The sequence below is a fragment of the Leptothrix discophora genome (genome assembly GCF_030705305.1).
Classification (GTDB): domain Bacteria; phylum Pseudomonadota; class Gammaproteobacteria; order Burkholderiales; family Burkholderiaceae_C; genus Sphaerotilus; species Sphaerotilus discophorus.
This window is the reverse complement of record NZ_JAUZEE010000001.1, coordinates 320,841-346,977: the sequence shown is the minus strand read 5'-3', so window position 1 is coordinate 346,977 and position 26,137 is coordinate 320,841. Positions and strand designations below refer to the sequence as shown.

General features: G+C 69.4%; 20 protein-coding genes. 3 read left to right on the top strand and 17 right to left on the bottom strand.

The window, feature by feature from the left end; translation table 11 throughout:
* Window positions 1-17 precede the first annotated feature (17 nt).
* A complete protein-coding gene (ligA, locus tag Q8X39_RS01500) occupies window positions 18-2,129 on the bottom strand; it encodes an NAD-dependent DNA ligase LigA (RefSeq protein WP_305747857.1) in 2,112 nt (703 codons plus the stop codon).
* A gap of 140 nt (window positions 2,130-2,269) precedes the next feature.
* Between ligA and Q8X39_RS01495 the strand changes: the two genes are divergently transcribed.
* Window positions 2,270-2,752: a hypothetical protein gene (locus tag Q8X39_RS01495; protein ID WP_305747856.1), complete on the top strand. Its 483-nt coding sequence runs from the start codon at window positions 2,270-2,272 to the stop codon at window positions 2,750-2,752.
* Between the two features lie 53 nt (window positions 2,753-2,805).
* On the opposite strand, the gene aroE is transcribed toward Q8X39_RS01495, so the two are convergent.
* From aroE to Q8X39_RS01470, 5 genes are read right to left on the bottom strand one after another with little or no spacing between them, the layout of a single operon-like run.
* On the bottom strand, window positions 2,806-3,636 hold the full coding sequence (gene aroE / locus Q8X39_RS01490) for a shikimate dehydrogenase (RefSeq protein ID WP_305747855.1): 831 nt from the start codon (window positions 3,634-3,636) through the stop codon (window positions 2,806-2,808).
* A gap of 10 nt (window positions 3,637-3,646) precedes the next feature.
* A complete protein-coding gene (locus Q8X39_RS01485) occupies window positions 3,647-4,900 on the bottom strand; it encodes a CaiB/BaiF CoA transferase family protein (protein ID WP_305747854.1) in 1,254 nt (417 codons plus the stop codon).
* 42 nt (window positions 4,901-4,942) lie between these two features.
* Window positions 4,943-5,413, bottom strand: coding sequence for a MaoC family dehydratase (locus Q8X39_RS01480; protein WP_305747853.1), 471 nt, complete (start codon window positions 5,411-5,413; stop codon window positions 4,943-4,945).
* Between the two features lie 5 nt (window positions 5,414-5,418).
* The gene (locus Q8X39_RS01475) at window positions 5,419-5,808 is read right to left on the bottom strand and encodes a VOC family protein (protein WP_305747852.1); all 390 of its coding nucleotides are present in this window, start codon (window positions 5,806-5,808) and stop codon (window positions 5,419-5,421) included.
* Window positions 5,805-6,776, bottom strand: coding sequence for a ketopantoate reductase family protein (locus Q8X39_RS01470; RefSeq protein WP_305747851.1), 972 nt, complete (start codon window positions 6,774-6,776; stop codon window positions 5,805-5,807). Before Q8X39_RS01470 ends, Q8X39_RS01475 begins: the two co-directional genes overlap by 4 nt.
* A 138-nt stretch (window positions 6,777-6,914) precedes the next feature.
* On the opposite strand from Q8X39_RS01470, the gene Q8X39_RS01465 reads away from it, so the two are divergent.
* A complete protein-coding gene (locus Q8X39_RS01465) occupies window positions 6,915-7,862 on the top strand; it encodes a LysR family transcriptional regulator (RefSeq protein WP_305747850.1) in 948 nt (315 codons plus the stop codon).
* 29 nt (window positions 7,863-7,891) lie between these two features.
* On the opposite strand, the gene Q8X39_RS01460 is transcribed toward Q8X39_RS01465, so the two are convergent.
* From Q8X39_RS01460 to Q8X39_RS01440, 5 genes are all read right to left on the bottom strand, one after another.
* The gene (locus Q8X39_RS01460) at window positions 7,892-8,350 is read right to left on the bottom strand and encodes a toxin-activating lysine-acyltransferase (protein WP_305747849.1); all 459 of its coding nucleotides are present in this window, start codon (window positions 8,348-8,350) and stop codon (window positions 7,892-7,894) included.
* Between the two features lie 100 nt (window positions 8,351-8,450).
* On the bottom strand, window positions 8,451-8,897 hold the full coding sequence (locus Q8X39_RS01455) for a toxin-activating lysine-acyltransferase (RefSeq protein ID WP_305747848.1): 447 nt from the start codon (window positions 8,895-8,897) through the stop codon (window positions 8,451-8,453).
* Window positions 8,894-14,740 carry a calcium-binding protein gene (locus tag Q8X39_RS01450; RefSeq protein WP_305747847.1) on the bottom strand — a complete coding sequence of 1,949 codons (5,847 nt, stop codon included), beginning with the start codon at window positions 14,738-14,740 and terminating at the stop codon, window positions 8,894-8,896. Before Q8X39_RS01450 ends, Q8X39_RS01455 begins: the two co-directional genes overlap by 4 nt.
* A gap of 294 nt (window positions 14,741-15,034) precedes the next feature.
* Complete coding sequence (locus tag Q8X39_RS01445; RefSeq protein ID WP_305747846.1) at window positions 15,035-16,084, bottom strand: RNA methyltransferase; 1,050 nt, start codon at window positions 16,082-16,084, stop codon at window positions 15,035-15,037.
* Window positions 16,085-16,113: 29 nt separating this feature from the next.
* Window positions 16,114-16,845 (bottom strand): GntR family transcriptional regulator, encoded by a 732-nt coding sequence (locus Q8X39_RS01440; RefSeq protein WP_305747845.1) that lies wholly within the window; start codon window positions 16,843-16,845, stop codon window positions 16,114-16,116.
* Between the two features lie 101 nt (window positions 16,846-16,946).
* On the opposite strand from Q8X39_RS01440, the gene Q8X39_RS01435 reads away from it, so the two are divergent.
* Entirely contained in the window at window positions 16,947-18,101 is a 1,155-nt protein-coding gene (locus Q8X39_RS01435) for an LLM class flavin-dependent oxidoreductase (protein ID WP_305747844.1), read from the top strand.
* Window positions 18,102-18,123: 22 nt separating this feature from the next.
* On the opposite strand, the gene Q8X39_RS01430 is transcribed toward Q8X39_RS01435, so the two are convergent.
* The 6 genes from Q8X39_RS01430 to Q8X39_RS01405 all read right to left on the bottom strand — a co-directional run bounded on the left by Q8X39_RS01430 (window position 18,124) and on the right by Q8X39_RS01405 (window position 26,057).
* On the bottom strand, window positions 18,124-20,295 hold the full coding sequence (locus Q8X39_RS01430) for a glycoside hydrolase family 31 protein (RefSeq protein WP_305747843.1): 2,172 nt from the start codon (window positions 20,293-20,295) through the stop codon (window positions 18,124-18,126).
* Entirely contained in the window at window positions 20,292-21,332 is a 1,041-nt protein-coding gene (locus Q8X39_RS01425) for an ABC transporter ATP-binding protein (protein ID WP_305747842.1), read from the bottom strand. The genes Q8X39_RS01430 and Q8X39_RS01425 overlap by 4 nt, the downstream gene beginning before the upstream one ends.
* Window positions 21,333-21,372: 40 nt before the next feature.
* Entirely contained in the window at window positions 21,373-22,422 is a 1,050-nt protein-coding gene (locus tag Q8X39_RS01420) for a carbohydrate ABC transporter permease (RefSeq protein WP_305747841.1), read from the bottom strand.
* Entirely contained in the window at window positions 22,419-23,438 is a 1,020-nt protein-coding gene (locus tag Q8X39_RS01415; RefSeq protein WP_305747840.1) for a carbohydrate ABC transporter permease, read from the bottom strand. The genes Q8X39_RS01420 and Q8X39_RS01415 overlap by 4 nt, the downstream gene beginning before the upstream one ends.
* Before the next feature lie 31 nt (window positions 23,439-23,469).
* Window positions 23,470-24,738, bottom strand: a complete 1,269-nt coding sequence (locus tag Q8X39_RS01410; RefSeq protein WP_305747839.1) for an ABC transporter substrate-binding protein — start codon at window positions 24,736-24,738, stop codon at window positions 23,470-23,472.
* Between the two features lie 173 nt (window positions 24,739-24,911).
* On the bottom strand, window positions 24,912-26,057 hold the full coding sequence (locus Q8X39_RS01405; protein WP_305747838.1) for a Gfo/Idh/MocA family protein: 1,146 nt from the start codon (window positions 26,055-26,057) through the stop codon (window positions 24,912-24,914).
* Window positions 26,058-26,137 lie beyond the last annotated feature (80 nt).

Below are 26,137 nucleotides of genomic sequence, written 5' to 3'. Positions count from 1 at the left end.
CCTGAGCGAGAAATTTCTCAGGCCTGTGGCGTCTGACCGGCCAGCAAGGCCTGCAGGCCCGCCTCGTCCAGCACCGGGATGCCCAGCTCGCGGGCCTTGTCGAGCTTGCTGCCGGCTTCGCTGCCGGCAATCACGTAGTGGGTCTTCCTCGACACCGAGCCGGAGACCTTGCCGCCGGCCGCCTCGATCAGGTCCTTGGCGTCGTCGCGGCCCAACGTCGGCAGCGTGCCGGTCAGGACCAGCGTCTTGCCGGCCAGCGGCAGCATCGAGGCGTCCATCTCGGCACTGCCCTCGTGCTCGTCCCAGGTGATGCCCGCCGCGCGCAACTGCTCGACCACCTCGCGGTGGTGCGGCTGGTCGAAGAAGGCACGCAGGCTCTGCGCCACCACCGGGCCGACGTCGCGTACCGCCTGCAGCTGCTCGACCGTCGCATCCATGATCCGGTCCATCGCGCCGAAGTGGCGCGCCAGGTCCTTGGCGGTCGCCTCGCCGACATGGCGGATGCCCAGCGCGTAGACGAAGCGCGCCAGCGTCGTGCGCTTGCTGGCCTCCAGCGCGGCGACCAGGTTCTGCGCGCTCTTCTCGCCATAGCGTTCCAGCTCGACCAGCTTGCCCACGCCGAGCTTGTACAGCTCCGGCAGCGTGCGGATCAGGCCGCTGTCCACCAGCTGGTCGACCACCTTGTCGCCCAGGCCCTCGATGTCCATCATGCGGCGCCCGGCCCAGTGCAGCAGCGCCTGCTTGCGCTGCGCCGGGCAGGTCAGGCCGCCGGTGCAGCGCCAGTCGACCTCGCCTTCCTCGCGTGCGATCGGGCTGGCGCAGACCGGGCAGCGCCCGCCCAGCCGGGCATACAGGTCGAAGGGCTCGCCCACATCGTCCGGGCGGCGTTCCAGCAGCACGCCGACCACCTCCGGGATGACATCGCCGGCGCGCCGCACGATCACCGTGTCGCCCACCCGCACGTCCTTGCGGCGGGCCTCGTCCTCGTTGTGCAGCGTCGCGTTGCTGACGGTGGTGCCGCCGACGAAGACCGGCTCCAGCTTGGCCACCGGCGTCATCTTGCCGGTCCGGCCGACCTGGATGTCGATGGCCAGCAGCCGCGTCAGCTGCTCCTGCGCCGGGTACTTGTGGGCGACCGCCCAGCGCGGCTCGCGGGTCTTGAAGCCGAGCTGCTGCTGCAGCGCGCGGTCATCGACCTTGTAGACCACGCCGTCGATGTCGAAGGGCAGCGCATCGCGCTTGGCGCCCATCGCCGCGTGGAAGGCGACCAGCCCGGCCGCGCCCTCGGCCACAACCCGGTCGGCGCAGACCGGCAGGCCCATCGCCACGAAGGCATCGAGCAGGCCGGCATGGCTGGGCGGCAGGTCCCAGCCCTGCACCTCGCCCAGCCCGTAGGCATAGAAGCTCAGCGGCCGCTGCGCCGTCACCGCCGGATCGAGCTGCCGGACCGCACCGGCGGCGGTGTTGCGCGGGTTGACGTAGGTCTTCTCGCCCTTGACGCGCTGCGCCTCGTTGAGCCGCTCGAAGTCGTCGCGGCGCATGTAGACCTCGCCGCGGACCTCGATCACCGGCGCGTCGTTGCCGTGGAGCCGCAAGGGGATTTGGCCGATCGTGCGGATGTTCTGGGTCACGTCCTCGCCGGTCTCGCCATCGCCCCGGGTGGCCGCCTGCACCAGCACGCCGGCCTCGTAGCGCAGATTGATCGCCAGGCCGTCGAACTTCAGCTCGGCCGCGTAGCGCACCGGCGGGTCGGACTCGGCCAGCTTGAGGGCCGAACGGACCCGTTCGTCGAAAGCGACGGCGCCCTGCGCGGTGGTGTCGGTCTCGGTCTCGATCGACAGCATCGGCACCGCATGGCGCACCGGCTGCAGGCCGTCCAGCACCTGGCCGATCACGCGCTGGGTCGGCGAGTCGGCGGTGCGAAGTTCGGGATGTTCCGCCTCGATCGCCTGCAGGGCCTGGAACAGGTGGTCGTACTCGGCATCTGGAACGGTCGGCGCATCGAGCACGTAATAGCGATGGGCATGGTGCTGCAGCGTCGCGCGCAGCCAGGCGGCACGGTCGGCGGCCGGCGCGTCGTCGACGGGCGGGGTGCTCGGGGGTGACGGAAACAGGGTCGGTTCGGGCATCCCGGCAGTCTAGCCAGCAGCACCCGCACGATGCGAACACGAGTGCTTACGAGGCCGCGCAAGGGCTTACATAACGGGCCTGAAGGATGGGCCCGGCGCGGCCGAAAACCGATCAACGCAGCCTCGATCGGATCCACACCATGGCCCACGCAGCATCCCGGATCGCCCCGCTGGCCCGACTCGTCCCCCGCATCCTGCTGGTGGGCGTGCTGGGCGGCGCCACGGGCGCACAGGCCGCGCTGGACCTCACGCCGGAGCCGATCGGACCGGTCTCGACCGCCACGGCGGCCTGGCGCGTGCACATCGGCCCGGTGTCGCGGCCGGGCTTCGAGCTGGTCACCCAGCTGTCGGCCGATCCGGGCCGCGAGCGGCTCTACGCCTACGTCGACCTGCAGGACCGCCTGCCCATCCCCGTGCGCCGCGTGCTGCGCCAGGCCGACGGCGGCATCACCGTCGAACGCACGCCGGTCGCGCTGTCCGTCCCCAAGCTGGACGGCCGCCCCAGCGCCCGCGCCAACCTCGGCTCGATGCTGCGCTGGCGACTCGAAGGCGGTTCGCAGATGGCCGTGAAGCTCCAGGCCCGCAAGGTCGGGGTGCAGGTGGTGACGCCGCTGGTGTTCTGAAGGGGGCGTGGCGCTGTCCGGCGCCCGGACGTCCGATCGCGCATCTCGGCAGATCAGACCAGCGGCACCGTCAAGGTCCGGATCACGTCGGCCGTGTCGGGCCGCACGCCGCGCCACCACAGGAAGGCCTCGGCAGCCTGCTCGGCCAGCATGCCCACGCCATCGGCGATGCGCTCGACGCCGGACTCGCGCGCCAGGCGCAGGAAGGGCGTCAGGCCCTTGCCGTAGGCGAGCTCATAGGCCAGCGCAGACGCGGCGAAGACCCCGGCGGGCACCGGCGGCCGTTCGGCGCGCAGGCTGGCGGAGGTCGCGTTGAAGACCAGGTCAAAGCGCTGGCCCGCCAGGTCGGCATAGCCGCAGGCCGCCACCGAGCCACCTTCGGCAGCGCCGATGCGGGCCAGTTCGCGGGCCTTGTCGACGTCGCGGTTGGCGATCACCAGCTCGGCCGGCCGCTCGGCCAGGAAGGGCAGCAGCGCGCCGCGTGCGGCGCCGCCCGCCCCCAGCACCAGCACGCGCCGACCGGTCATCGGCACGGCCAGGTTGCGGGTCACGTCGCGCACCAGGCCGACGCCGTCGAAGTTGTCGGCGACGACACGCTCGCCGTCGAACGTCATCGCGTTGGCCGCCCCGGCCAGTTCGGCCCGCTGGCTGCGCTCGGTCGCGTAGGCAAAGGCGTCCAGCTTGAACGGCGCGGTGATGTTGAGGCCGCGTCCACCTTCGGCCCGGAAGGCGTCGACGGCCTGCGCGAAGCCGCCCGGCCCGAGTGGGCCTTCGATCTTGCCGTAGTCGATGTCCTGCCCGGTGGCCTGCGCATACAGGCCGTGGATCAGCGGCGACTTGCTCTGGGCGATGGGGTTGCCGATGACGGCGTAGCGATCGGTCATGGCGCGTCCTTCAGGATTGCTCGTGGTTGCCCAGGTCCGGCGCGAAGAGGACGCCATCGGCCTGCAGCGCGGCGATCTCGTCGGCGGTGTAGCCCAGCGAGCGGGCGACCTCGGCGTTGTGCTCGCCCAGGTCGGGGGCGACCCGGTGGACGGTCGTGTCGCAGCCGGAGAAGCGGAACGGCAGGTTGGGCAGGCGCAGCGTGCCGTGGCGCGGATGCTGCTGCTCGACCACCATGCCGCGGGCCTGGATCTGCGGGTCGGCCAGCACCTCGTCGATGCGCTGGACCTTGGCGCTCGGCACGTCGATGCCGTCCAGCAGGGCCAGCACCTCGGCCACCGGCCGCGCGCCGACAAAGGCCCGCACGGCGGCGAGGATCTCCAGCCGGTGCGTGTTGCGGCCGTTGAGCGTGTGGAAGCGCGCATCGGCTCCGAATCCGGCCGGGCCGCCATGGGCCTCGACCAGCGTGGCAAAGCGCTTCCAGGCGTCGTCCACCTGGGCGGCGATGACGAGGTCGCCGTCCTGCGCCCGGAACACGCCGTAGAGCGTGCTGGTCGGCATGTCGTGCCCGGTCTGCTCGGGCAGCACGGTGCCGCCCGACAGCGTGCAGCACTGCACCGCGTACTCGTGCATCGAGACCAGCGTGTCGTAGAGCGCCATGTCGATGTGCTGGCCCCGGCCGGAACGCTCGCGGCCCAGCAGCGCCGCGTTGATCGCGGCCACCGCGTGGATGCCGGTGTACATGTCGCCCAGCGAGATGCGCAGCAGCGGCGGTGCCTCGCCGGGCGTGCCGACCATCTGCATGATCCCGCTCTTGGCCTCGGCGATCAGGCCGAAGCCGGCGCGGTGCGCGTCCGGGCCGGTGTGGCCATAGGCCGAGATCGAGCAATAGACCAGCCGCGGGTTGCGCGCCGACAGCTCGGCATGGCCCAGGCCCAGCTTGTCGAGCGCACCGGGGCGGTAGTTCTCGATGAACACGTCGGCGCTGTCGCACAGCTGGTGCATGAAGGCCTTGCCGCGCGGGTCCTTCATGTTGACGCTGACGCCCTGCTTGCCCATGTTGAGCTGCAGGAAGTAGCCGCTGGTGTGCCCGTCCAGCACGTGGGCATGCTGGCGTCCGGCATCGCCGCTGCCGGGCCGCTCGACCTTGATGACCTCGGCACCGAGCGCGGCGAGGCAGCGGCCGACGTAGGGGCCGGCCAGGAAGTGCGAGTAGTCGATGACGCGGATGCCCGCCAGCGGCAGCGCCTGTGGATCGTGGCTCATGGGTCGTGTGCTCCGTGTCGGGTCAGACGTGTTCAAGCGGGTTCAGAACGTGCCGGGCCGGCGCGGCACCATCAGACGGTGCTCGCCCTTCTGCACCACCTGGCCGTGCTGGTTGACCAGCTCGGAGGGCAGGATGACGATGCCCCAGCCGGGCTTGCTCTTCGAGGCGCGCAGGCCGGTGATCGAGAAGCGCACGTGCAGCTCGTCGTCGACCCGGATCGGCAGCAGGAAGTCCCAGGTCCAGCCCAGCGACATGCCGGGCAGGAAGCGGTAGTCGCTGCGCGTCTTCAGGCCGTCGGCGATGGACAGGCCGAACAGGCCGTGCGCGACGATGCCGCCGAAGTGGCTGGCCTGGGCATAGGCCTCGTCGACGTGCACCGGCGTGTGGTCGCCGGTCAGGTCGGCATAGGCCAGGATGCGTTCCTTCGTGACGAGGTAGGTCGGGCTGGTGCAGGTGTCGCCCTCCCGGGCATCGTCCCAGTGCTTCTCGGGGCTCGGGGTGTGCAGGCTCATGGCGTTCATTTCTCGGCACGCGGGTTGATGGCCAGCGCGGCGGCCACGCAGCTGGCGGGTCGGGCCTGCATGAACTCGACCGCCAGCCCGTCGGGCAGGCGCAGCCAGTTGCGGCCCTGCGGCATCTCGACGACATCGAAGGCACGGGCGGCGGCCAGCGTGGCGTCGAGGTCCTCGCACATCACGCCGAGGTGGCCGAGACGGCCTTCCGGGCCGTCGAAGTCGGGCTTGGCGATGAACTGCAGGCCACCCAGCGTCCAGTACTGGACCGGGTTCTCCAGCGTGCCCTGCACCTCGCGCATGGGCATGCCGCAGACCTCCTGGAAGAAGCGGATGTGCCAGTGGATGTCGCGCACCCGGATGGCGACGTGTTCGAGGTAGGTGCGGGCGCTCATGCCGGTACTCCTTGGGGATCGGACGCCTGGACGACGAGGGCACGCTCGATGCCCTTGATGCAGGCCACCAGCGTGGCGTTGACGGGGGTCGGGATGCCGTGCCGCAGGCCGCCGCGCACGACGGCACCGTGGATGAAGTCGACCTCCGTGATCGGCCCCCTGCCCCGCGCGCCCTTCTCCAGGCTTTGCAGCATGCTGGCCTTGAAGGCGCGCGGCAGCCCTTCGGCGGCCCGGTTCCAGGCCTGCACCGGCTCGGTGAAGCTCAGCCTCACGCCGGCGGCGCGGGCGACGGCCAGGGCCTCGGCCACGGCGGCCAGCGCGGTCTCGCGGACCTCGGGCACCTCGTAGAGATCGCCGTAGCTCAGGCGCGTGATGCCGCTCAGCGCGCTGGTGGCGACGTTGACCAGCAGCTTGTCCCACATCGTGCCGAGGATGTTGTCGCTGACGGTGGTGGCCAGCCCGGCACGGTTGAATTCAGCCGCGATGGCCTGCACGCGCGGCGTGATCGCGCCGTCCAGCTCGCCGATGAAGGTCTGCTTGCCGACCGTGCCGGAGATGATCCGGCCCGGCGCCAGCATCACGCCGCCGAGGTAGGTCTTGCCCGCCAGCATGCGGCCGCGGCCGACCGCGTCGGCCAGGATGTCCTCGTGGCCCAGGCCGTTTTGCAGCGACAGCACGGCGGTGTCCGGACCGATCACCGGCGCGGCGCCCAGGATGGCCGCCTGCGTGTCGTAGGACTTGACCAGCACGATCACGAGGTCGGCCACCGGCAGGCCGGCGCAGCCCGTCGCCGCCCGGACCGGCACGCTGCGCTCACCCTCGGGCGTCACGAGTTGCAGGCCGTGGCGGCTCATGGCCTCGACCTGGGCGGGCGAGCGGTTGATCAGCCAGACGCTGGATCCGGCCTCGGACAAGGCCGCGCCGATGGCGCAGCCCAGTGCGCCAGCACCGACGATGCAGATGTTCACGGTTGCTCCTGGAAGCCTGAAGGACGAGACGGACGATAGGCCGGCGCCGTCATGCTGTCGATGCAATGGACGCAATGTCCGCATTGCCGATCACAATGAGGCGCCCAGCTGCCGAGCCATCCCGAGAGAAGTCCCGACATGACCGCCTTGCCCGAGCCGCTCCCCGACCGCATGCCCGATGCCATGCCCGACCTCAAGCTGCTGCGGCTGTTCGACGTGCTCTACGGGACCCGCAGCGTGACCCGCGCGGCCGAGCAGCTGGGCCAGAGCCAGCCCACCGTCAGCATCTGGCTGGGCCGCCTGCGCGAGCAGCTGGGTGATCCGCTGTTCGTGCGCACGCCTTCAGGCATGCAGCCGACGCCACGTGCCGACGCGCTGATCGGCCCGACCCGCAGCATCCTCGAATCGCTGCGCCGGCTGGCCGCGCAGGACGACGCCTTCGACCCCGCCACGGCACGGCGGCGCTTGCGCATCTGCATGACCGACGCCAGCCACATCACGCTGCTGCCGCCGCTGCTGGCCCGCGTGCGGGCCGAGGCGCCCGGCGTCCAGCTGGCCGCCACCCGCATGGACGGCGACACGGCCCAGGCCCTGGCATCGGGCGAGGCCGACCTGGCGGTCGGTTACGCGCCCTGGCTGGAGACCGGCATCCACCAGCAGACGCTGTTCCAGCAGGACTGGGTCTGCCTGGCCAGCCCGACCCACCCGCGCCTGGCGCGGCGCCGCAACCTCAACATGGACCTCAGCCTGGACCTCTACCAGGCCGAGCCCCACGTCACCATCGCGGCCGGCACCGGCGCCCACCTGCTGGACGCGGCCCTGGCGCGTGCCGGCGTCGTGCGCACGGTGCAGCTGGAGCTGCCGAGCTTCCTGGGCCTGGCCCCCATCATCTCGGCCACCGACCTGCTGGCCACCCTGCCCCGCCAGATCGGCGAGACGCTGGCCACCCTGGGCGGGCTGAAGGTGTTCGACTGCCCCGTGCCAGTCGAGACCTTCCCGGTCCGTCAGCACTGGCATGCGCGCTACCACCAGGACCCCGGCAACCAGTGGCTGCGTGGGCTGATGCGGGAGCTGTTCAGGGCTTGAGGGACACGCCCGATCCCTGCGCCTGAAGGTCAGGATGCTGCAGACCGCTCCGATCGGATCGGCGGAAACACCAGGGGCGATGCGCCGGCCGGTCGGAAGCGGACCTGCCGGACCTGGCGTCGCGCCTCGCCGATGGCGCTGACCTCGTGCCAGTTCGCCACCGTGCCGGCGGGCACGACGGTGCGCATCGACCGGACCACCGCGCGCAGCTGGCCGGGCTCGTGGACCATCTCCATGAACCAGAGACAGGAGCCGCCGACCCACTGGTCCGGTTCGACATGGCATTGCGTGCGGCGGTAGCGCTCGGCCAGCGTCTCGTCCAGCCAGGCCCAGTTGTAGAAGCCGACCGGCCGGCCCTGGTGCCACAGGATCCGGTATTGGCCGAGCCAGATGGCCGGGAAGATGCGCGTGCGCAGGATGGCCAGCGGGTAATGCTTCTGGATGGCCGAACCCCGCACCAGTTGCAGCATGGCGCCGAGGTCGGTCATCGCGTGGACAAAGCGTGCGTGTGGACCAGGGTGGCCGAGCAGCGCTGCATCGGCAGGTGTCATCGTCGTCCCCTTGCCCTGTGGGCGTTGGACCGGTGACTCACAACCCGGCCAGGGATGTGAGCGGTACGTTGAAGTGGAAGCGGCCGGCACCGCCGTCGGCGCTCGGGTCATGCCAGCTCAGCCCATCGGCCTGCACGCCCCGCTTGCGCAGCAGCTCGCGGACGGCGGTGGCGACGCGGTCATCGCAGCCGAAGGGCCGGACCCAGAAGTCGAGCCAGACGTTGCCGCGGACCTCGGCCAGCGAACGGCTGGAACCGGCCTGGACGAGCCGGTCGCGCCAGTCCGGCTCCGACAGGCTGCGCCAGGCCAGCCAGGCCACCGGTTCGGCACCACGCTGGATCACGTGAACCGCACGCGCGAGCAACAGAGGTTCGAGTTGTCGCAGGAATTCCTGCGCCGTCAACCGGTGGTGGGTGTCGCCGATCATGGCCAGCCAGCTGACCACGCCCACGTCCACCAGGGCCGGCGCGGCTGCCCCGCTCAAGCCAGCACCGCCGCGTTGATCGCCAGGCGGCTGTCGAGGTAGTCGTACAGCTTGGCCATGTCAACCGGCGCGGTCGTGCCCGCCGTGCTGGCCGGCAAGGTCGGCGACCAGGGCGTCGTGGCGCCGCCGGCGTGGCTGGCCATGGACGACAGGGCCACCGACTTTGCGCCGTCGACGCCTTGGAGCACGATGGCGTCGTCCTTGCCGCCAAAGCCGTCGAGCACGATCTCGCCGTAGGTCGTGCCCGCCTTGATGACCGAGATCGTGCGGCTGGCGCTGTTGTAGTAGAGGTCCGACGCGACGATGTCGACGCTGGCACCGAGGCTGCGGATCTGCTCGGCATGCACGGTCAGCGTGTTCGAACCGGTGCCCAGGTCGCGCACCGTCATGCGACCGTCGCCGAGGTAGTAGGCATAGCGGTCATCGCCTTCGCCACCGTCGGCGATCAGGTTCTGGAAGCCCGAATAGAAGCTGTCGCTGCCAGCCGCGCCGTAGGCATAGGCGTTGGTGTTGTCGCTGCGGACGTAGTCGTCGAGCGTCTTGGGGACCGCCTCGCCGCTCAGGCCGCGGCCCAGGCTGTCAAGGGCATCGAGCGCACGGTCGATCGCGTCGACCGTGCACGACAGTTTCCCCACGTCAGCCAGTTGCCGGCTGGCGATGCCGCGCGCCAGGAAGACGTCGTTGCCGTCCTGGCCCCACAGCAGGTTGGCGGCACCGATCGCGAACAGCACGTCGTCGCCGCTGCCGGCCATCACGTTGTTCGTCGCGCCGGCCACGTACATGACGTCGTTGCCCAGACCGCCCTGGACCGCGTTGCTGGCACCCAGCGTGAACGAGCGGTCATCGCCCTCGCCCAGGTCGACCTGCTGGGCCAGGCCAGCGGTCAGCACGATGTCCTTGCCGGCATTGCCCTGCACCACGTTGCCCAGGCCCGCGCCGAGGATCAGGTCGTTGCCGCCATTGCCCTGGATCTGGTTCTTGCCGCCCAGGAACGCGACCACGTCGTTGCCGTTGTCGGCAGCGCTGAAGTCGCCGTAGACCTTGTTGCTCCAGCCGACCGCCAGCACCATGTCGCCGCCCTGGCCGCCGTCGATGTCGTTGGTCATGCCGCAGGCGATGACCCAGTCGTCACCGCGACCGGCCTTGACCGTGTTCTCCATGCCCAGCACCAGCAGGGTGTCGTTGCCGTCGCCGGTCGTGTCCTCGGCCTTGCCGTTGATGTCGTTGTTCATGCCGATCACCAGCATCAGGTCCTTGCCTTCGCCACCATCGACCGCGTTGGACTTGCCCAACGCCAACAGCACGTCATCGCCGGAGCCGCCCTCGACCTTGTTGGTCAGGCCCAGCGCCAGCACGACGTCGTTGTCTTCCTGGCCCTTGAGCGTGTTCTCCTTGCCGCCGGCGAGGATGAAGTCGTTGCCCTTGCCGCCGCGCCAGGCGTTCTTCTCGCCGACCAGGAGGCCCGCATCGTTGCCCTCGCCCATCAGCAGGATGTTGGTCTGGCCCAGCACCAGCGCCAGGTCGTCGCCGGGGCCGGTCATGACGCGGTTGTCCTGCCCGCCGACGACCGCGACGTCGCCCTCGCCCTGGTTGAACCGGTAGTTCGTGCCGAGCGACGGCAAGCGGGACTGGTAGTCCAGACCGGCCACGCGCGGCAAGGACAAGCTAGGCAACGCATAGCTCGTGCCCTTGATCGTCAGGGCTTGCGTGCCGCCCACGTGGTCGCTGAGCTTGATGTCGTCGACCTTGAACTCCGGCAGGCTGAAGTCCGGCAAGGTCGCGCCGAACAGGTCGCGCCCCGAGAACAGCGTGGTGAAGAGCTTGGCGTAGCCGCCAAAGTCAAAGCCGTTGAGCTGAAGGTCGGGCAACTTGATGTCCCCGAAGGACAGCGTGGGCAAGGCGTACTCGGTGCCGCTGGACGTCGTGCCGGTGGATGTGGCGCTGCTGGCGCTGGCGCTGCCCGCGTCGCTGAAGACATTGCCCGCACCGAACACCTTGCCCGAGCTGCTGTTCGTGCCATCGGTGCTTGCCGCCGCCTGTCCGCTCGCATGCGTGCTGGCATGGGCCACGATGGCGTTGGCGCTGGCCTCGGTGTGGCCGCTGACCTTGCCGGTCAGGTCGGCATGGTCGAAGCCGACATCGCCCGTGACCTTGGGTTGCACGCTGAGCTTGCCGCCCAGCAGCGTGCCCGAACTGCCGCCGGTCGGGCCGGGCAGGCCCGTCAGTGACTGGAAGCCGGACGACGCACCGCCCAGCCAGTCGGAGCCCACGTTGAAGTCGACGAAGAAGTTCGGCTTGAGCTGGCCGATGTCGACGCCCATGTCCTCGAAGTTCGGCAGGCTAAACGACGGCACCGTGATGCCCGGCAGTTGCAGTTCCGGCGTGCTGAGCAACGGAAAACTCAGCGACGGCAGGCCATAGCTGCCGAGCGTGCCGTATTCGTAGGCCGGCGAAGACCGCAGCGCGGGCGTGGACGGAATCTGGTAGCTGACCGACGGCAGCGTCAGGGTCGGGTACTTCCAGTCGTTGGAATTGGGGGTCGAGAACTCGATGTCCGGGAAGTAGAAGGACAGGTCCATCGAGAGCTTCAGCTCGGCCTGGGTCGAGACGTCCATGCCGGTCTTCTTGGACCAGTCCTCATCCTTGGCATTGAAGCCCTTGACCTTCTTGGACTCCTTCAGCGCGCCGAGGTCATCGTCGGTGAAGACGATCTCGTTGTCGGTCGCCACCCTGTTCTTCGTGCCGAACACCGCCACCAGGTCGTGACCGCTGCCGGTCAGCACGTAGTTGGTCTCGCCGAACACGCCCACCATGTCATGGCCGCTGCCCGACAGCATGAAGTTGTTCTGCCCGATCACCAGCGCCACGTCGTCGCCCGCCTCGGTCAGCACGATGTTGGTCTTGCCGACGACCACGGCGACATCGTCGCCCCAGCCGGTGTGGACGAAGTTGGTCTGGCCGATGACGGCGGCGATGTCGGCGTCTCCGCCGGTGTGGACCAGGTTGTACTGGCCGATGGCGATCACGTTGTCGATGCCGTTGGCGGTGCTGACCAGGTTGTATTGGCCGACCGCCAGGACGCTGTCGCGGCCACTGCCCGTCAGGACCACGTTGGCCCTGCCACCGGCGATCGCGAAGTTGTTGCCATCGCCCAGCAGCAGGATGTTGCCGACATACAGGCCGAGCGCGATCACGGTGTCGTTGCCGCTGCCCGTCCACACGAGGTTGCCACCACCGCCCAATGCGCCGACCGTGTTGTTGCCGTCGCCCAGCACCATCACGTTCCACTGCCCGAGGCTGATCACGCGGTCGTCCCCCGAGCCAGCCTGCACCACGTTGCCCAAACCACCCGCCAGCAGCGCGGTGTTGTTGCCACCGCCGAGGATGGCGATGTTGCCGCCGCCGACCGCCAGCATGTCGTCGTCGCCATCGGCCGCGACAAACAGGTTGCCCCCGCCGATCGCGGTCATGCGGTTGTTGCCCGCATTGGCGAAGAAGACGTTGGCACCGCCCAGGGCCTGCATCTCGTCATGGCCCGAACCCGCCACCACGATGTTGGCCGAGCCGATCGAGAAGATGCGGTTGCGGCCGTTGCCGACCAGCGCCCCGTTGAAGCCGCCCACCATCGTGACCTCGTCGTCGCCCGATCCGCTCTGGATCATGTTGTAGCCGCCGAAGGCCTTGACCTTGTTGTGGCCGTCGCCAGCGATGACGATGTTGCCGGCATTGGTCGCCGCGTTGAGCACCAGGCTGACGATGTTGAGCGTGGTCTTCTTGATCGTCTCGCCCGCGTCCTTGTCCATCACGACCACGCGGTCGAAGGAGAACTCGTCGTCACTGACGCCAAAGCTCGTGGTGGCCACGCCCAGCAGGCTGCCTGCCTTGATGCGGTCGTTGCCACTGCCCGAGATGATGAGGTTGCCGATGCCCGTCAGGTAGCCCACGCCGTAGGCGCGGATGGTGTTGCCGCCGTCACCCGCCATCAGGATGTTGGTGCTGCCGTAGGCATCCAGCGTGGCCGCGCCCTGCCCGGTCAGCACCACGTTCAGGCCGCCGTAGACCTTGGACGAGAAGCGGCCGTTGCCGTTGAGCACGAAGTTGCCGCCCCCGTAGGCATCGACCACGTTGCTGCCATGGCCCGTCAGCACCACGTTGAGGCCGCCCGAGGCATGCACCGTGCTGTCACCATGGCCGACCTGCACGACGTTCGCGCCGCCGCCGACCGTCACCGACTTGCGGCCCCAGCGCCCGGCATGGATGACGTTGACGCCCCCATAGGCTTCGACCGTGTCGTCGCCGTTGCCCAGGTCGATCCCCTGCCCGCCGATGCCCAGGCTCCAGACGCGGTCGTTGCCATCACCGGTATTGAGCGTTGCGCCAGCGGCCCGAAGGTCCACGACGTCGTCGCCCGCCCCCGTGTCGATGGACGCGCCAATGCCGCGTGCCACGACCGTGTCGTTGCCGCCGGCCGTGGCGATGCGCGTGCCCAGGCCGTGGAAGTCGACCGTGTCGTTGCCATGTCCGGTGTCGACGTAGGCGCCTCCGGCGCGCGCCAGCACGCGCTTGTCGCCCCAGGTGTCGCCGTCGTCGAGATGGGCATCCACCCCGTCGAGCGTGACGCGGTCGTTGCCATTGCCGCTGGACACCCGGGCCGAGACACCGCTGACGTCGATGGTGTCGTTGCCGTGGCCTGTCCTCACGATCACGCCAGCGCCTCGTGCCTCGATCGAGTTGTTGCCACCGGCATCCTCGACACGGGTGGACCAGAGGCCGAAGGCGTTGATGGTGTCGTCGCCAAAGCCGGTCTGGACAAAGGTATTGCCAGCCGACACATGGATGGAGCGACGGCTGTTGCCCCACCAGCACCCCTCGTGAATGTTGAGGTCTCCTGCCAGATGGTTCGTGACGATGGTCTTGTCACCCGAGTTCATGGTGACCTTGGCGCTGACCCCCGAATGGATGCGCAATTCGTCGTTGCCGCTGTCGAGGTTGACCTCGGTCCAACTGCCGCCCATCCAGAAATTGATCAGGTCATTTCCGCGGGTTGCCCAGATCACGTTGCTGCCCGGCGAACTGATGTCGAGCTTGCTGCCGCCGTCCGAGCCCCACAGGTTGATTGAGTTCCAGCTCAGGCCGTAGGCGTTGATGGTCGCGTGGTTGCTGACACGTGCATCCACCTTGGTCGACCAGGACGAGCCGTCATACGCCAGGTTGTAGAAACTCGTGCCCCAATGATCGGTGGACTGGATCGTCGTGTCGCCACCGCGATACTCATGGCCCGAGACAGATAAATTGCCGCCAGACTGGACGATGTCAGCGCCCCAACCCGACCACAGATGGACGTTGTTGCTGCCGTGTCCGAGGGATGCCTTCAGATAACCTGAGCCGCTCAAGTGAACGGTGTTGTTGCCACCCGCATCCTCCACGAGGGCCTGCGACAGCCCATAAGCAGAAATCGTGTCGTCTGCAAAGCCTGACTGCACGTAGGAATACCTGGCTGAAACTTGGGTGTTTCGTTGACTCCACCAGTTCGTTTCATACACGTTGATGCTGCCGGCCAGATAATTGGAACCAACGTTCTTGTAGCCGCTGCCGTTGTAGATGGTCGCGTTGATGCCGGATTCGATGAAATACCGATCGTTGCCCGACCCACTGTAGATTTCCGTGTTGAGTGCACCCACGCTGATGTCGTCGTTGCCAGCGCCGTCGAAGATTCGCAGGTAGGTGATGGCCTTGTTGCTGGCGCGAACGGTGTGAGGCCCGCCGCCTTCGAGATGCACCGTCCGATCGGTCACACCTTCCCAGATGTTGACGTCACCGTAGTTCCACGTTTCGACACCCATGATCCGCTCCGATATCCATCGATTGAATGGCCGGATCGTCTCTGCGCGTCATGTCAGTTACGTGAAAAATCCAACAATGAATCCCACCAATAAATGCAATACAAACTACAAGAACATGTAGCCAACAAGGTGAAACGGGTTTCTCGAAATACCCAAACGTTATCGCGGCAACACCGAAGCAATCGCCGATACGCAGCAAGCATCAATACCCAAGCGCTGCCAGTTCCATGCTTGCGGAACATCACGACGACGATCCATTTCCCGGGATCGCGGCCCGGGCTGCAAGGGGTCTCGTCAGGCCAGCGACGGCGGCGCGACCACCTGGCGCACCACCTTCACCGGCCGCTCGCCCGCCGCCCGGGCGCGCAGCTGGCCGCAGCCGCCGTCGACGTCCTGGCCGGCGGACTGGCGCAGCTTGGTCAGCACGCCGCGGCGGTGCAGGTGGCGGGCGATGGCCGCCGCCTGTTCCCAGTCCGGCCGCTCGAAGGGCAGGTCCGGCACGCTGTTGTACGGGATCATGTTGAGCACCGCGTACTTGCCGCGCATCAGCTCGACCAGCGCATCGAGCTCGTCGGCACCGTCGTTGATGCCGCGCAGCAGGGTCCACTGGACCTGCATCGGGTAGCCGGTCGCACGGGCGTAGGCCTCGCCACGGGCGAGCAGCTCGGCCGGTTCGTAGCGCGGCGCACGCGGCAGCAGCTGCGCGCGAAGGTCGGCCTGGGTGGTGTGCAGCGACAGCGCCAGCGCCGGCTTGACGGGGCCTTGCGGCAGGCGCTCGAAGACCCGCTCATCACCGACGGTCGAGAACACCAGCTCCTTGTGGCCGATGCCGCCGACGGTGCCCAGCAGCTCGATCGCCTCCATCACGTTGTCGAGGTTGTGGGCCGGCTCGCCCATGCCCATGAACACGACCTTGCGGACCCGCCGCAGCCGCCGCGCCAGCGCCACCTGGGCGACGATCTCGGCGCTGCCGACCTGGCGGATCAGGCCCTCGCGGCCGGTCATGCAGAAGACGCAGCCGACCGCGCAGCCGACCTGCGTGGACACGCACAGGCCGTCGCGCTGCAGCAGCACGCTCTCGACCTGCTGGCCGTCGGCCAGGTCGACCAGCAACCGGGCCGAACCGTCCTCGCCAGGGTGCTGCGAATGCAGCCGCGCGAGGCCGTCCAGCATCGCGCGCCAGCCGGGCAGCGCCTCGCGCACGGCCTGCGGCAGGAAGTGCTCGGGCTTGCTGCGCCCGGCATCGTCGGGCAGCGCGTTCAGCCAGGTGCGCAACAGCCGGCGCACATGCACGGGCTTGGCGCCGAGGTCGATCAGGGGCTGTTCAAGGGCGGGAATGCGCATGGCGCGAGTGTAGGAAACCGGCCAGAGCCTCACTGGCTCAGGCGCGACGTGTAGCAGCAGCGCGCCGGGTCGAACCAGGTCTGCGAGCACTCGGCCACCGCGTTGCCGGCGGTCCAGGCGATGCGCTCGATGTGGCCGGCGCTCTCGCCCGGTCGCAGGCCGAAGGGCGGTGCGGCCCAGTCGGGTGCGGGGGCGGCGCCGAGGCGGTCCTCGACCCGCGCGATCCAGAGCTGGAAACGCTGCTGGTAGAAGCCGTACATCGAGTCGCCCAGTTCTTCGGCGCTGAGCGTGTCGCAGCGTGCGCCGCTGAACCAGATCTCCTCCAGCGCCACCGGCTCGCCGCTGAGCAGGCGCAGCCGGCGCACCCGCCAGGCCTCGTCGCAGGGCGGCCCGCCGAAGGCCGGCAGCTCGGCCGGCCGCGCCAGCCGGGCGACGTCGAGGACGCGCGCGGTCGGCAGGCCCGGGCCGGTGTGGCGCAGTTCCAGCCGCAGCAGCTCGTAGAGCCGGCGGCGGCGCGAGACCCGCTTGACGTAGGTGCCCGAGCCCTGCACCCGTTCGAGCAGTTCTTGCTCGGCCAGCAGCGCCAGCGCCTTGCGCAACGTGCCCACGGCGACCTGCAGCGTCACCGCCAGCTCGGCCTCCGGCGGCAGCCGCTCGCCCTCGTGCCAGTAGCCGGCGCGGATCTGGCGCGCGAGCAGTTCGGCGACCTGGCGGTAGACCGGCAGGGCCGGCGCAGAGGCAACGCTTGCAGGGCTGGGCATCGGGCCAGTATGTCAAACGCAAGGCTCGGGACTTACCCCTGGGGATGCCGGCACGGGGCTCAAGTCCTCTACGATTGATTCATGTCTTCAAGGAGCTGGCGATGAGCATCGTCCCGATCCGTGGTGCCGACATCGACGGTGCCGAGGTGTCCTGGTTCGCGCCGCTGTGCTCGGACGACTACCGCCACCTCGGCGTGCCCGATGGCGATCTGCGCAGCAGCTGGGAGCACACCCGCCGCATCGCGCTGCGGGCCGAGGCGCTGGGCTACCGCAACATGCTCTGCCCCTCGTCCTACCAGGTCGGGCAGGACACGCTGAGCTTCGTCGCCGCGATGGCGCCGTTGACCACGCGCATGAACCTGCTGGCGGCGATCCGCTGCGGCGAGATGCACCCGGCGATGCTGGCCCGCACGGTCGCCACGCTGGACCACCTGCTGCAGGGCCGCCTGACGCTCAACGTGATCTCCTCGGACTTCCCCGGCCAGCAGGAATCGAGCGAGCTGCGCTACCGCCGCTCGCGCGAGGTGGTGCAGATCCTCAAGCAGGGCTGGACGCGCGAGACCCTCGACCACGACGGCGAGATCTACCAGCTCAAGGGCCTGTCGACCGACCCGGTGCGGCCCTACCAGACCGGCGGGCCCTTGCTGTACTTCGGTGGCTACAGCCCGGACGCGCTGGCCCTGTGCGGCGAGCATTGCGACACCTACCTGATGTGGCCCGAGCCGCGCGAGATGCTGGCCCAGCGCATGCGCGAGGTCCATGAACAGGCCGAGCGGCATGGCCGGGTGCTCGACTACGGCCTGCGCGTTCACATGATCGTGCGCGACACCGAGGCCGAGGCCCGCGAGGCCGCGCGCGAACTGGTCTCGCGCCTGGACGACGACGAAGGCCGCGCCATCCGCGCCCGCGCCCTGGACGCCACCAGCCTGGGCGTTGCGCTGCAGCGCACCAACCGCGAGCGGGCCGACGACGAGGGCTATGTCGAGGACCTGCTCTGGACCGGCATCGGCCGCGCCCGCAGCGGCTGCGGCGCCGCGCTGGTCGGCAGCGTCGACCAGGTGCTCAGCCGCATCCACGCGTACATGGCCATGGGCATGCGGGCCTTCATCTTCTCGGGCTACCCGCATCTGGACGAGTGCGAGACCTTCGGCACCAAGGTCCTGCCGCAGCTGCGCACGGTGTCGCTGCCACAGGCCTACGGCCGCGTGCCGGCCAGCCTGCCGGCAACGCCGCTGGGGTGCGGCGTGAGGCGCTGAATCCCTGGTCCGGCGGACGGGCTCAGAAGCGGAGGATCTCGCTCACCGGATCGTCATGCCGCGGCAAGGCATCGCCCAGCGGCGCGGCCAGCGGCAGCTCCGCGCCCTCGACCACGAACAGCGGCAGGCGGTCCAGCGGGGCGTCGACCTCGTGCCAGTTGCCGGCGCGAAGGCGCTGCCGGTCGTGGAAGCCGATCCAGTCGCGGCCGTCGGGCAGCTGCGGCAGGTAGAGGCGGCGACGGCGTTCGCCCTCGTGGACCACCGGCGCGACCAGCAGGTGCTCGCCGAGCATGTACTCGTCGCCGTCCTCGAAGCACTGCGGGTCGTCGGGCCAGTTGAAGAAGGTCGGCCGGATGATGGGCAGGTGCTGCGCGCTGGCGCGCTCGACGCACTGCCACAGCCAGGGCATCAGGCGATAGCGCAGCCGGATCGCGGCGATGACCAGCGGGGTGACCTCCGGGTGCATCCACGGCAGGTTGCTTTCGTTGCCGGCCTTCCACGAGTTCATCACCATGCGCGGGTTCAAGGCGCAGGCCTGGGCCCAGCGCACCAGCAGCTCGGGGCCGGGCAAGGGTCCGTGGAAGCCGCCGACGTCGTGACCGACGTGGAACAGGCCCGACAGGCTCATCTGCAGGCCGGTGCGGATGTTCCACTTCAGCGTCGCCCAGCTGGTCGTGTTGTCGCCGGACCAGGTCTGCGCATGGCGCTGGATGCCGGGCGGGCCGGCCCGCGTGACGGTGTAGACCGCCTCGTCGCGGCCCTGCTCGGCCAGCCACGCCTGCTGGGCCTCGAAGGTCGCGCGGGTCATCAGCAGGGCATGCAGCGGCCGGCTGCGGTGCATCGGCAGGGGCTGGTCGCTGCCCTGGCTGAAGGCGTGTTCGGACTGGATGGCGTACTCGTTGTTGTCGTTCCAGCCGACGTCGATGCCCTTGGCGAGGATCTGCTCGCGCAGCTGCTGCTGCCACCAGCCGACCGCCTGCGGCCGCGTGAAGTCGAGGTGCGAGCCCTGCCCGTCCCAGTAGGGTTCGACGACCGGCTCGCCGGTGCTGCCATCCTCGATGAAGGCATGGGCCTCGCGCAGCGCGGCATAGGCCGGGTGGTCGTCCAGCAGGCAGGGCTTGAGGTTGGCGACCAGGCGCATGCCGGCGGCCTGGAAGCGCGCGTTGATGCCTTCGGGATCGGGGAACTTGCTGCGGTTCCAGGTGAAGACGTAGCGCTGCCGGCCACGGCTGGAATAGCCCGAGCCGTAGTGGAAGGACGAGATCGGCACGCGGTGCTCGCCGCAGGCGTCGATGAAGCGTTCGAGCTGCTGCTGCGCGTCGGGCGCGTCGGCCAGGCCCATCGCGGTCTGCGCATAGCCCAGGCTCCAGCGCGGCGGCAGGTGGGTGCCGCCGATCAGCGCGACGAACTGCGCCACCACCTCGGCCGGGCTGCGGCCGACCATCAGGAAGTAGTCGATGTCGCCATCGTCGATCTCGAGCGTGCGGAACAGGCCGTGGTAGTTGTCGTGCTCGCAGCCCAGGTCGTAGGTGCAGGCCGAGAGGGTGTCGTGGTAGAGACCCGTCCAGAGCCCTTCGGGCGTGCGCGTCAGCACGAAGGGCCAGTGCTTGTAGAGCGGGTCGCCGTGCCGCGGGTCGTAGCCGATCGAGTCCTGGCCGAGACAGCGCAGCCGGCGGCCGTGCAGGTCCAGCGGACCGGTCTTGTCGCCCAGGCCGAAGTAGCGGTCGCGTGGATCGCGTTCCAGGCAATGGCGGACCAGCCCCGTTCGGGCCTCGCGCAGGTAGGCGCTGGTGATGCGATCGGCCTGGTAGACGCTGCCGCTGACCGGGTCGCGCCAGACCAGCCGCAGCGGCTGGCCAGGGCCGCCATGCAGCTGCACCGACAGCGCGGCCGTGCGCAGCGACGGCGGCTCACCCGCACCGGCCGGCGTCGGATCGGCCGTGACGGCCGGCCGCTCGAAGCCGGCCAGGCTGAGGCGCTCGCGGCCTTCCCAGGGCACCTCGCGGGCGGCCGGCGGTGCGATCGACCAGGTGCGCGGCTGGCGCAGGCCGGTGGCCGGCAGCCAGGTGACGCGGGCCAGGGTCGGCGACAGGAAGACGACGCGCAGCTGGCCGCCGTCGACCAGTCGGGCGGTCGCATCGGCCGACGCCGCGCCCGGATGCAGCTGCCAGCCGGTGGACTTGAATGGCGTCATGCGGTGGTCCTTTCGAGGCGTCGACCGTCCGCGTCGAAGGCATGCCAGTGCGCCGGCTGCGGGCGGATGCCCAGGCGCTCGCCGGACTGCGGCGCGGTCGATGAATCGACCAGCAGCTGCACGACCGTGGCGTCGTCGAGCTGGCCATGCACCAGGCGCTGCGCGCCCAGGTATTCGCTGGCCGTCACCGACAGGGCCAGGCCCTGCCCGGCCGGCAGCACCTGCCAGTGTTCGGGTCGCACGCCCATCTGCGCCGTGTCGAGCGGCAGCAAGGCGGCCAGCGCGGTGTCCTGACGGGCCAGCGCGGCGGGCACGAAGTTCATGCGCGGGCTGCCGATGAAGCCGGCGACGAAGACATTGTCCGGCCGGTCGTGCAGCTGCTGCGGCGTGCCGACCTGCTCGATGCGACCGGCGCGCAGCACGACGATGCGGTCGGCCAGCGTCATCGCCTCGACCTGGTCGTGCGTGACGTAGACCATGGTCGCGCGCAGGCGCTGGTGCAGCGCACGCAGCTCGGCCCGCATGGACACCCGCAGCTCGGCATCGAGGTTGGACAGCGGCTCGTCGAACAGGAAGATCTTCGGGTCGCGCACGATGGCGCGGCCGATCGCCACGCGCTGGCGCTGGCCGCCCGACAGCTGGGTCGGCTTGCGCTGCAGCAGCGCATCGAGCCGCAGCAGCTCGGCGGCGGCGCGCACGCGGGTCTCGATCTCGGCGCGTGGCATGCGGATGTTCTCGAGCCCGAAGGCCATGTTGGCGTACACGGTCATGTGCGGGTAGAGCGCATAGGACTGGAACACCATCGCGCAGCCGCGGTCGGCCGCGCCGATCTCGTTGACGCGCTGGCCGTCAATGCGGATCTCGCCGCCGCTGGGCTGGTCCAGCCCGGCGATCAGCCTCAGCAGCGTGGACTTGCCGCAGCCGGAAGGGCCGACGAACACGACGAACTCGCCGTCGCGCACGTCCAGGTCGACCTGGTGGATGACCTTGACCGGGTCGAAGGACTTGTCGATGGCACGCAGTTCGAGTGTGGACACGGGCGGGGGCCTGAAGGGATGACGTCGTGGGGCGTGCGGCTCACTTCACCCCGGCACTGGCGATGCCGGTGGTGATGTGGCGCTGCAGGAAGGCGAACACCAGCGTGACCGGCAGCAGCGTGATCACGGTCATCGCCAGCAGGTAGTGCCATTGCGTGTTCAGCTCGCCCTGGAAGGCGTTCAGCGCCAGCTGCAGCGTGAACTGCTCGTTGCGCGACAGCACGATCAGCGGCAGCAGGAAATCGTTCCAGCGCCACATCACCGAGAAGATCGCCAGCACCGCGAGCGCCGGCGCGGACAGCGGCAGCACGATGCGCCAGTAGATGCGCCATTCGCTGGCGTGGTCCATGCGCGCGGCCTCGATCAGCTCGTCGGGGATGGTCAGCATGTACTGGCGCAGCAGGAAGACGCCGGTCGGCGTGGCCACCGCCGGCAGGATCACGCCCCACAGGTTGTTGAGCAGCCCGACCTGGTTGATGACCAGGAAGACCGGCACGAGGATGATGGTCGGCGGGATCATCAGGGTCGCGATGATCAGCAGGTAGACCGCCTTCTGGCCGGTGAAGCGGTACTTGGACAGCGCGAAGGCCGCCATCGAGTTGAACAGCAGCGTCAGCAGCGTCGCGACGACGGTGATGAAGACGCTGTTCCAGAGGTAGGTGCCGAAGGTGAACTTGCCGAACAGGTCGGTGTAGTTGCGCCAGGCGAAGCCCAGTTCCTGCACCGGCTGACGCTGCCGGATGTTGACCTTGAGCGTGTCCTCCGGCCGGGCCGGATCGACCATCGTGGCCTGGATGCCGATGCGGCTGACCTGGGCCATCTCGCGGCTTTCGCCGGACGGCGTGGTGACGCGGTAGAGCGGCAACGGCTGCGCGTGGCCGGCCACCTGCACCACCTTCTGGCTGTAAGGCAGGAGGGTCGGCGGGAACTGGCCGATCGCGGCCTCGGTCTTGAACGAGGACAGCACCAGCCACAGCACCGGCGCGAACAGCGTGAACAGGCCGACCAGCAGGTAGGCGTAGCTCAGCACGTCGGTCCAGTGCAGGCGCCGCCGGCCGCGCGTGCGCAGCAGGAAGTCCAGGGCCTTCATGGCGTGTCGTCCTTCGCGCCGTCGATGCCGCGCGCCTGCCGGCCGGCCTCGGCCGCCCGCGTCAGGCGCAGCTGGGCCAGTGTCAGCAGCATCAGGAACACCGCCAGCGCCAGCGAGGCCGCCGCCGCCAGGCCGTAGAGGTGGATCTGCTCGGCGAAGCCGGTCTGGTAGATGAACTGGACGATGAAGGTGGTGGCCGAACCCGGCCCGCCACCGGTCAGCACGAAGACCTCGTCGAAGACCTGCACCGCGCGGATCGCCGACAGCACCAGCACCACGATCAGGTTGGGCATCAGCAGCGGCAGCGTGATGCGGGTCAGCACCCGCCACGGACTGGCGCGGTCCATCTCGGCGGCCTCGAACAGGTCACGCGGGATGGCCTGCAGGCCGGCCAGCAGGATCAGCGTGTAGAAGCCAATGTGGGCCCAGATCGACACGAACACGGTCCAGAAGAAGGCCCAGCCGGCATCGGTCAGCCAGTCGACCGGCGACAGGCCGGCGCCGACCAGCGCGGCGTTGAACACGCCCTGGCTCTGCAGCAGCCACTTCCAGACCAGCGCCACGACCACCGGCGACAGCAGCACCGGGTAGAAGAACACGCCGCGCCAGAAGCCGCGCCCGGCGATGCGGCGGTTCAGCACCAGCGCGGTCAGCAGCGACAGCAGCACCATCAGCACGACCTGGATCAGGCTGAACTTCAGCGTGTTGCCGATGGCACGCCAGAACACGTCCTTGCGGCAGGTCGAGAGGTCCAGGTAGTTGCCGCACTCGAACAGGGTCTGGAAGTTCTCGGCCCCCGTCCACGGCCGCTGCAGCGGCTGCAGGTTGACGCCGCCGGTCAGCGCGTAGGCGACGTTGATCAGGATGGGCAGGAAGGTGAACAGCCCGAACACGGCCAGGTTGGGCGCCACGAACAGCCAGCCCAGCCGCGACAGGCCCAGCCAGCGCTGGCCGAGCCGGAACACCGGCTCGAACAGGTCGAAGAAGAAGGCGGCCAGCCCGGCCAGGGCACGCACGGCGGATCGGGGATCAGGCGTCAGCGCCGGGTCACTTCTGCGCCTGCTTGATGGCGTCCTGCATGTCGGCGGTGATCTTGCCGACCGCCTCGTCGACGCTTATCTCGCCGACGATGGCCTGGGTCACGCGGGCCACCGTGGGCAGCATGATGGCGCGGTTGTACTTGTAGCCCTGGAACTGGTAGGCCACCGGCGCGAGGCTCGCCACGCCCGAGCCGAACACGCCGAGTGCCGCCCGCGCCGCCGGCTGTGCGGCCGGGTAGCTGACCTTGCCGGCCAGGCCGGCATGGGCGGGGATGTTGCTGGTGCGGCTGGTGAACTCCTGGTAGGCCGCCTCGGAGGCCATGAACTCCAGGAAGGCCGCCGTCTCCTTGGGCGACTTCGCGGTCTTGAGCGCCACCCAGGCCGCGCCGCCGGGGATGCCCGAGCAAGCCGCCGGACCGCAGGGGTTGGGCACGGCGATCCAGTCGAACTTGCTGCCGACGTCGCGCTGCAGCCGGTTGATCTGCCAGCTGCCCGACAGCACCATCACGACGTTGCCGTTGACGAACTCGCCGATCGAGTCGGCATAGGTCGAGCCGCCCGAGCCGGACCAGACCTCGCGCAGCATCGTGCCGTCCTTGTGCCAGGCGACGAACTTCTGCACCGTGGCCTTGTAGCCCTCGTCGATGACCGGGTTGCCCTGCGCGTCGAACAGCTTGGCGCCGTTGCTGATGGCCGGACCGGCGAAGCGGTGGCCGGAGCGGTCCCAGGCGACCGCCGCCTTGGTCTCGGTGGCGCGGGCGACCTTGCGGGCGGCGGCCATCCAGTCGTCCCAGCTGGCCTTGGGGCCGGGCAAGGCCACCTGGGCCTGCTCGAACAGCGTCTTGTTGACGTAGGGGCCCGTCATGGTCAGCTGCGACATGAAGCCGTAGATGCCCTTGTCGCTGGCCGAAGGCCGCAGCCAGCCGGCCGTGGCGCCGAACTGGGTGTCGAAGTACTTGCGGTCCTTCAGCTCGCCGGAGATGTCGAGGTAGTGCTTCGCCAGCCCGCCCAGGTCGGTGACGCGGGCGATGTCGGGCCCCTGCCCGGCCGCCAGCTGCACCGGCAGCTGCTCGACGATGGTCTTGTAGGGCACGACGTCGACGATGACCTTGGTACCTGGCGTGCGGGCCTCGAAGCGGCGGGCCAGCTCGTTCGTGACGTCGCATTCGATGCCGTCCTGGTAGCACATCACGCGGACCTCGCCGGCTTGCGCCAGGCCGCTCAACAGGACGAGGCCGGCGGCCAGCGCGAGGGTCTTGAGGTTCGCTGCGTGCATCGATGTCTCCAGGGATCTGGTGGGGTCTTGAGGGGTCTTGAGGGCTCGGATCGAGCTTCAGGCCGGTGCCTGGGGCTGGCCAAAAATGTAGGGGCGCGGCCAGCGTCCGGTCCCGCTGGTTTACACGAATGATGAAGGACTTGGGCGTCGTGACCGGCCCCGTCCACGCGCGATCAGGCCCCGTCGAGCAGGGCCGGCAAGGCGTGCTCGCCGCGCCTCAGGTCGATCGCCTGGCCGGTCTGCGCCGAGGCCTGCGCGGCCAGTCCCATGACGACCGCCGCCAGCCCGTCGCGCAGGCCGACCTCCACGCCGCCCTGGCCACGCACCGCCTTGACGAAGCGCTGGTGCTGTTCCAGCGTCGAGCCGTTGTGATCGCCGGCCGCGAGTGCGACCGGGTCGACCGGGACCTCCAGCTCGCGCGGCCCCTTCGGCTCGCGCGGGCTCAGCACCAGCCGGGGCAGCGGCGGCGCGCCCAGGTGCGCCGGCCAGAAGCGGCCCGGCCCGGGCACGAAGCACTCGACCTTGCCGAGCGGGCCGACCGCGCTGATCTCCTCCTGGTAGCGCGAGCCCTCGGCGAACATGCACAGGTCCAGCACGGCCCGCTGGCCGCCGGCGAAGTCGACCGTCACGAAGGCGTTGTCGAGGATGTCGGGCACGCCGTCCGGGTAGCGCTCGTCGCGGTGGTTGTGGGCCATCGACGCCGAGGCATAGATGCGCACCGGCTCGCTGCGAACCAGGTGGCGCATCAGGTCGAAGAAGTGGCAGCACTTCTCGACCAGCGTGCCACCGGTGTAGCGGTTGAAGCGGTTCCAGTCGCCGACCTTCACGAGGAAGGGGAAACGGTGCTCGCGGATCGCCAGCATCACCAGCGGGCCCAGGACCTGCTGGCCATGCACCGCCTCGATCAGCCGGGCCACCGGTGGCATGTAGCGGTATTCCATCGCCACCCACAGCGGTGCCGGGTAGCTTCGTTGCAGGCTGGCCAGCGCGCGCACGTTGTCCAGCGTCGTGCAGGCCGGCTTCTCCAGCAGCACCGGCAGCGGCCGGCGCGTGGCGATCTCGCGCAGCTGTTCGGCATGGCGGAAGTTCGGGCTGGCGACCAGCAGGCCATCGACCTCGGGCGAGTCCACCACCTCGGCCAGACTGCCGACCCGCCGCGCCCCCGGCGCCAGCGCCAGGCTGGCCTGCGCCATGCCGTCATCGGGCTCGTAGATCCGGCTGACCGAGACGCCCGGCAGCAAGGCGATGTTGCGCAGGTGCTCCTGGCCCATCATGCCGCTGCCGATGAGGCCGTAGCGGACGGGGATCGGGTCGGTCATGGCATGGTCTCCGGGCTGGTATGACGGGGCGCGCATGTTCGCCGATGGGCGCGGCCGTCCGAGGCCCGGGCTTGCCCTGG

Excerpts from the sequence above, each read along its gene's own strand:
- ligA (WP_305747857.1), bottom strand. The coding sequence starts at position 2,129 with ATGCCCGAACCGACCCTGTTTCCGTCACCCCCGAGCACCCCGCCCGTC.
- Q8X39_RS01495 (WP_305747856.1), top strand. The coding sequence starts at position 2,270 with ATGGCCCACGCAGCATCCCGGATCGCCCCGCTGGCCCGACTCGTCCCC.
- aroE (WP_305747855.1), bottom strand. The coding sequence starts at position 3,636 with ATGACCGATCGCTACGCCGTCATCGGCAACCCCATCGCCCAGAGCAAG.
- Q8X39_RS01485 (WP_305747854.1), bottom strand. The coding sequence starts at position 4,900 with ATGAGCCACGATCCACAGGCGCTGCCGCTGGCGGGCATCCGCGTCATC.
- Q8X39_RS01480 (WP_305747853.1), bottom strand. The coding sequence starts at position 5,413 with ATGAGCCTGCACACCCCGAGCCCCGAGAAGCACTGGGACGATGCCCGG.
- Q8X39_RS01475 (WP_305747852.1), bottom strand. The coding sequence starts at position 5,808 with ATGAGCGCCCGCACCTACCTCGAACACGTCGCCATCCGGGTGCGCGAC.
- Q8X39_RS01465 (WP_305747850.1), top strand. The coding sequence starts at position 6,915 with ATGACCGCCTTGCCCGAGCCGCTCCCCGACCGCATGCCCGATGCCATG.
- Q8X39_RS01460 (WP_305747849.1), bottom strand. The coding sequence starts at position 8,350 with ATGACCGACCTCGGCGCCATGCTGCAACTGGTGCGGGGTTCGGCCATC.
- Q8X39_RS01450 (WP_305747847.1), bottom strand. The coding sequence starts at position 14,740 with ATGGGTGTCGAAACGTGGAACTACGGTGACGTCAACATCTGGGAAGGT.
- Q8X39_RS01445 (WP_305747846.1), bottom strand. The coding sequence starts at position 16,084 with ATGCGCATTCCCGCCCTTGAACAGCCCCTGATCGACCTCGGCGCCAAG.
- Q8X39_RS01440 (WP_305747845.1), bottom strand. The coding sequence starts at position 16,845 with ATGCCCAGCCCTGCAAGCGTTGCCTCTGCGCCGGCCCTGCCGGTCTAC.
- Q8X39_RS01435 (WP_305747844.1), top strand. The coding sequence starts at position 16,947 with ATGAGCATCGTCCCGATCCGTGGTGCCGACATCGACGGTGCCGAGGTG.
- Q8X39_RS01430 (WP_305747843.1), bottom strand. The coding sequence starts at position 20,295 with ATGACGCCATTCAAGTCCACCGGCTGGCAGCTGCATCCGGGCGCGGCG.
- Q8X39_RS01420 (WP_305747841.1), bottom strand. The coding sequence starts at position 22,422 with ATGAAGGCCCTGGACTTCCTGCTGCGCACGCGCGGCCGGCGGCGCCTG.
- Q8X39_RS01410 (WP_305747839.1), bottom strand. The coding sequence starts at position 24,738 with ATGCACGCAGCGAACCTCAAGACCCTCGCGCTGGCCGCCGGCCTCGTC.
- Q8X39_RS01405 (WP_305747838.1), bottom strand. The coding sequence starts at position 26,057 with ATGACCGACCCGATCCCCGTCCGCTACGGCCTCATCGGCAGCGGCATG.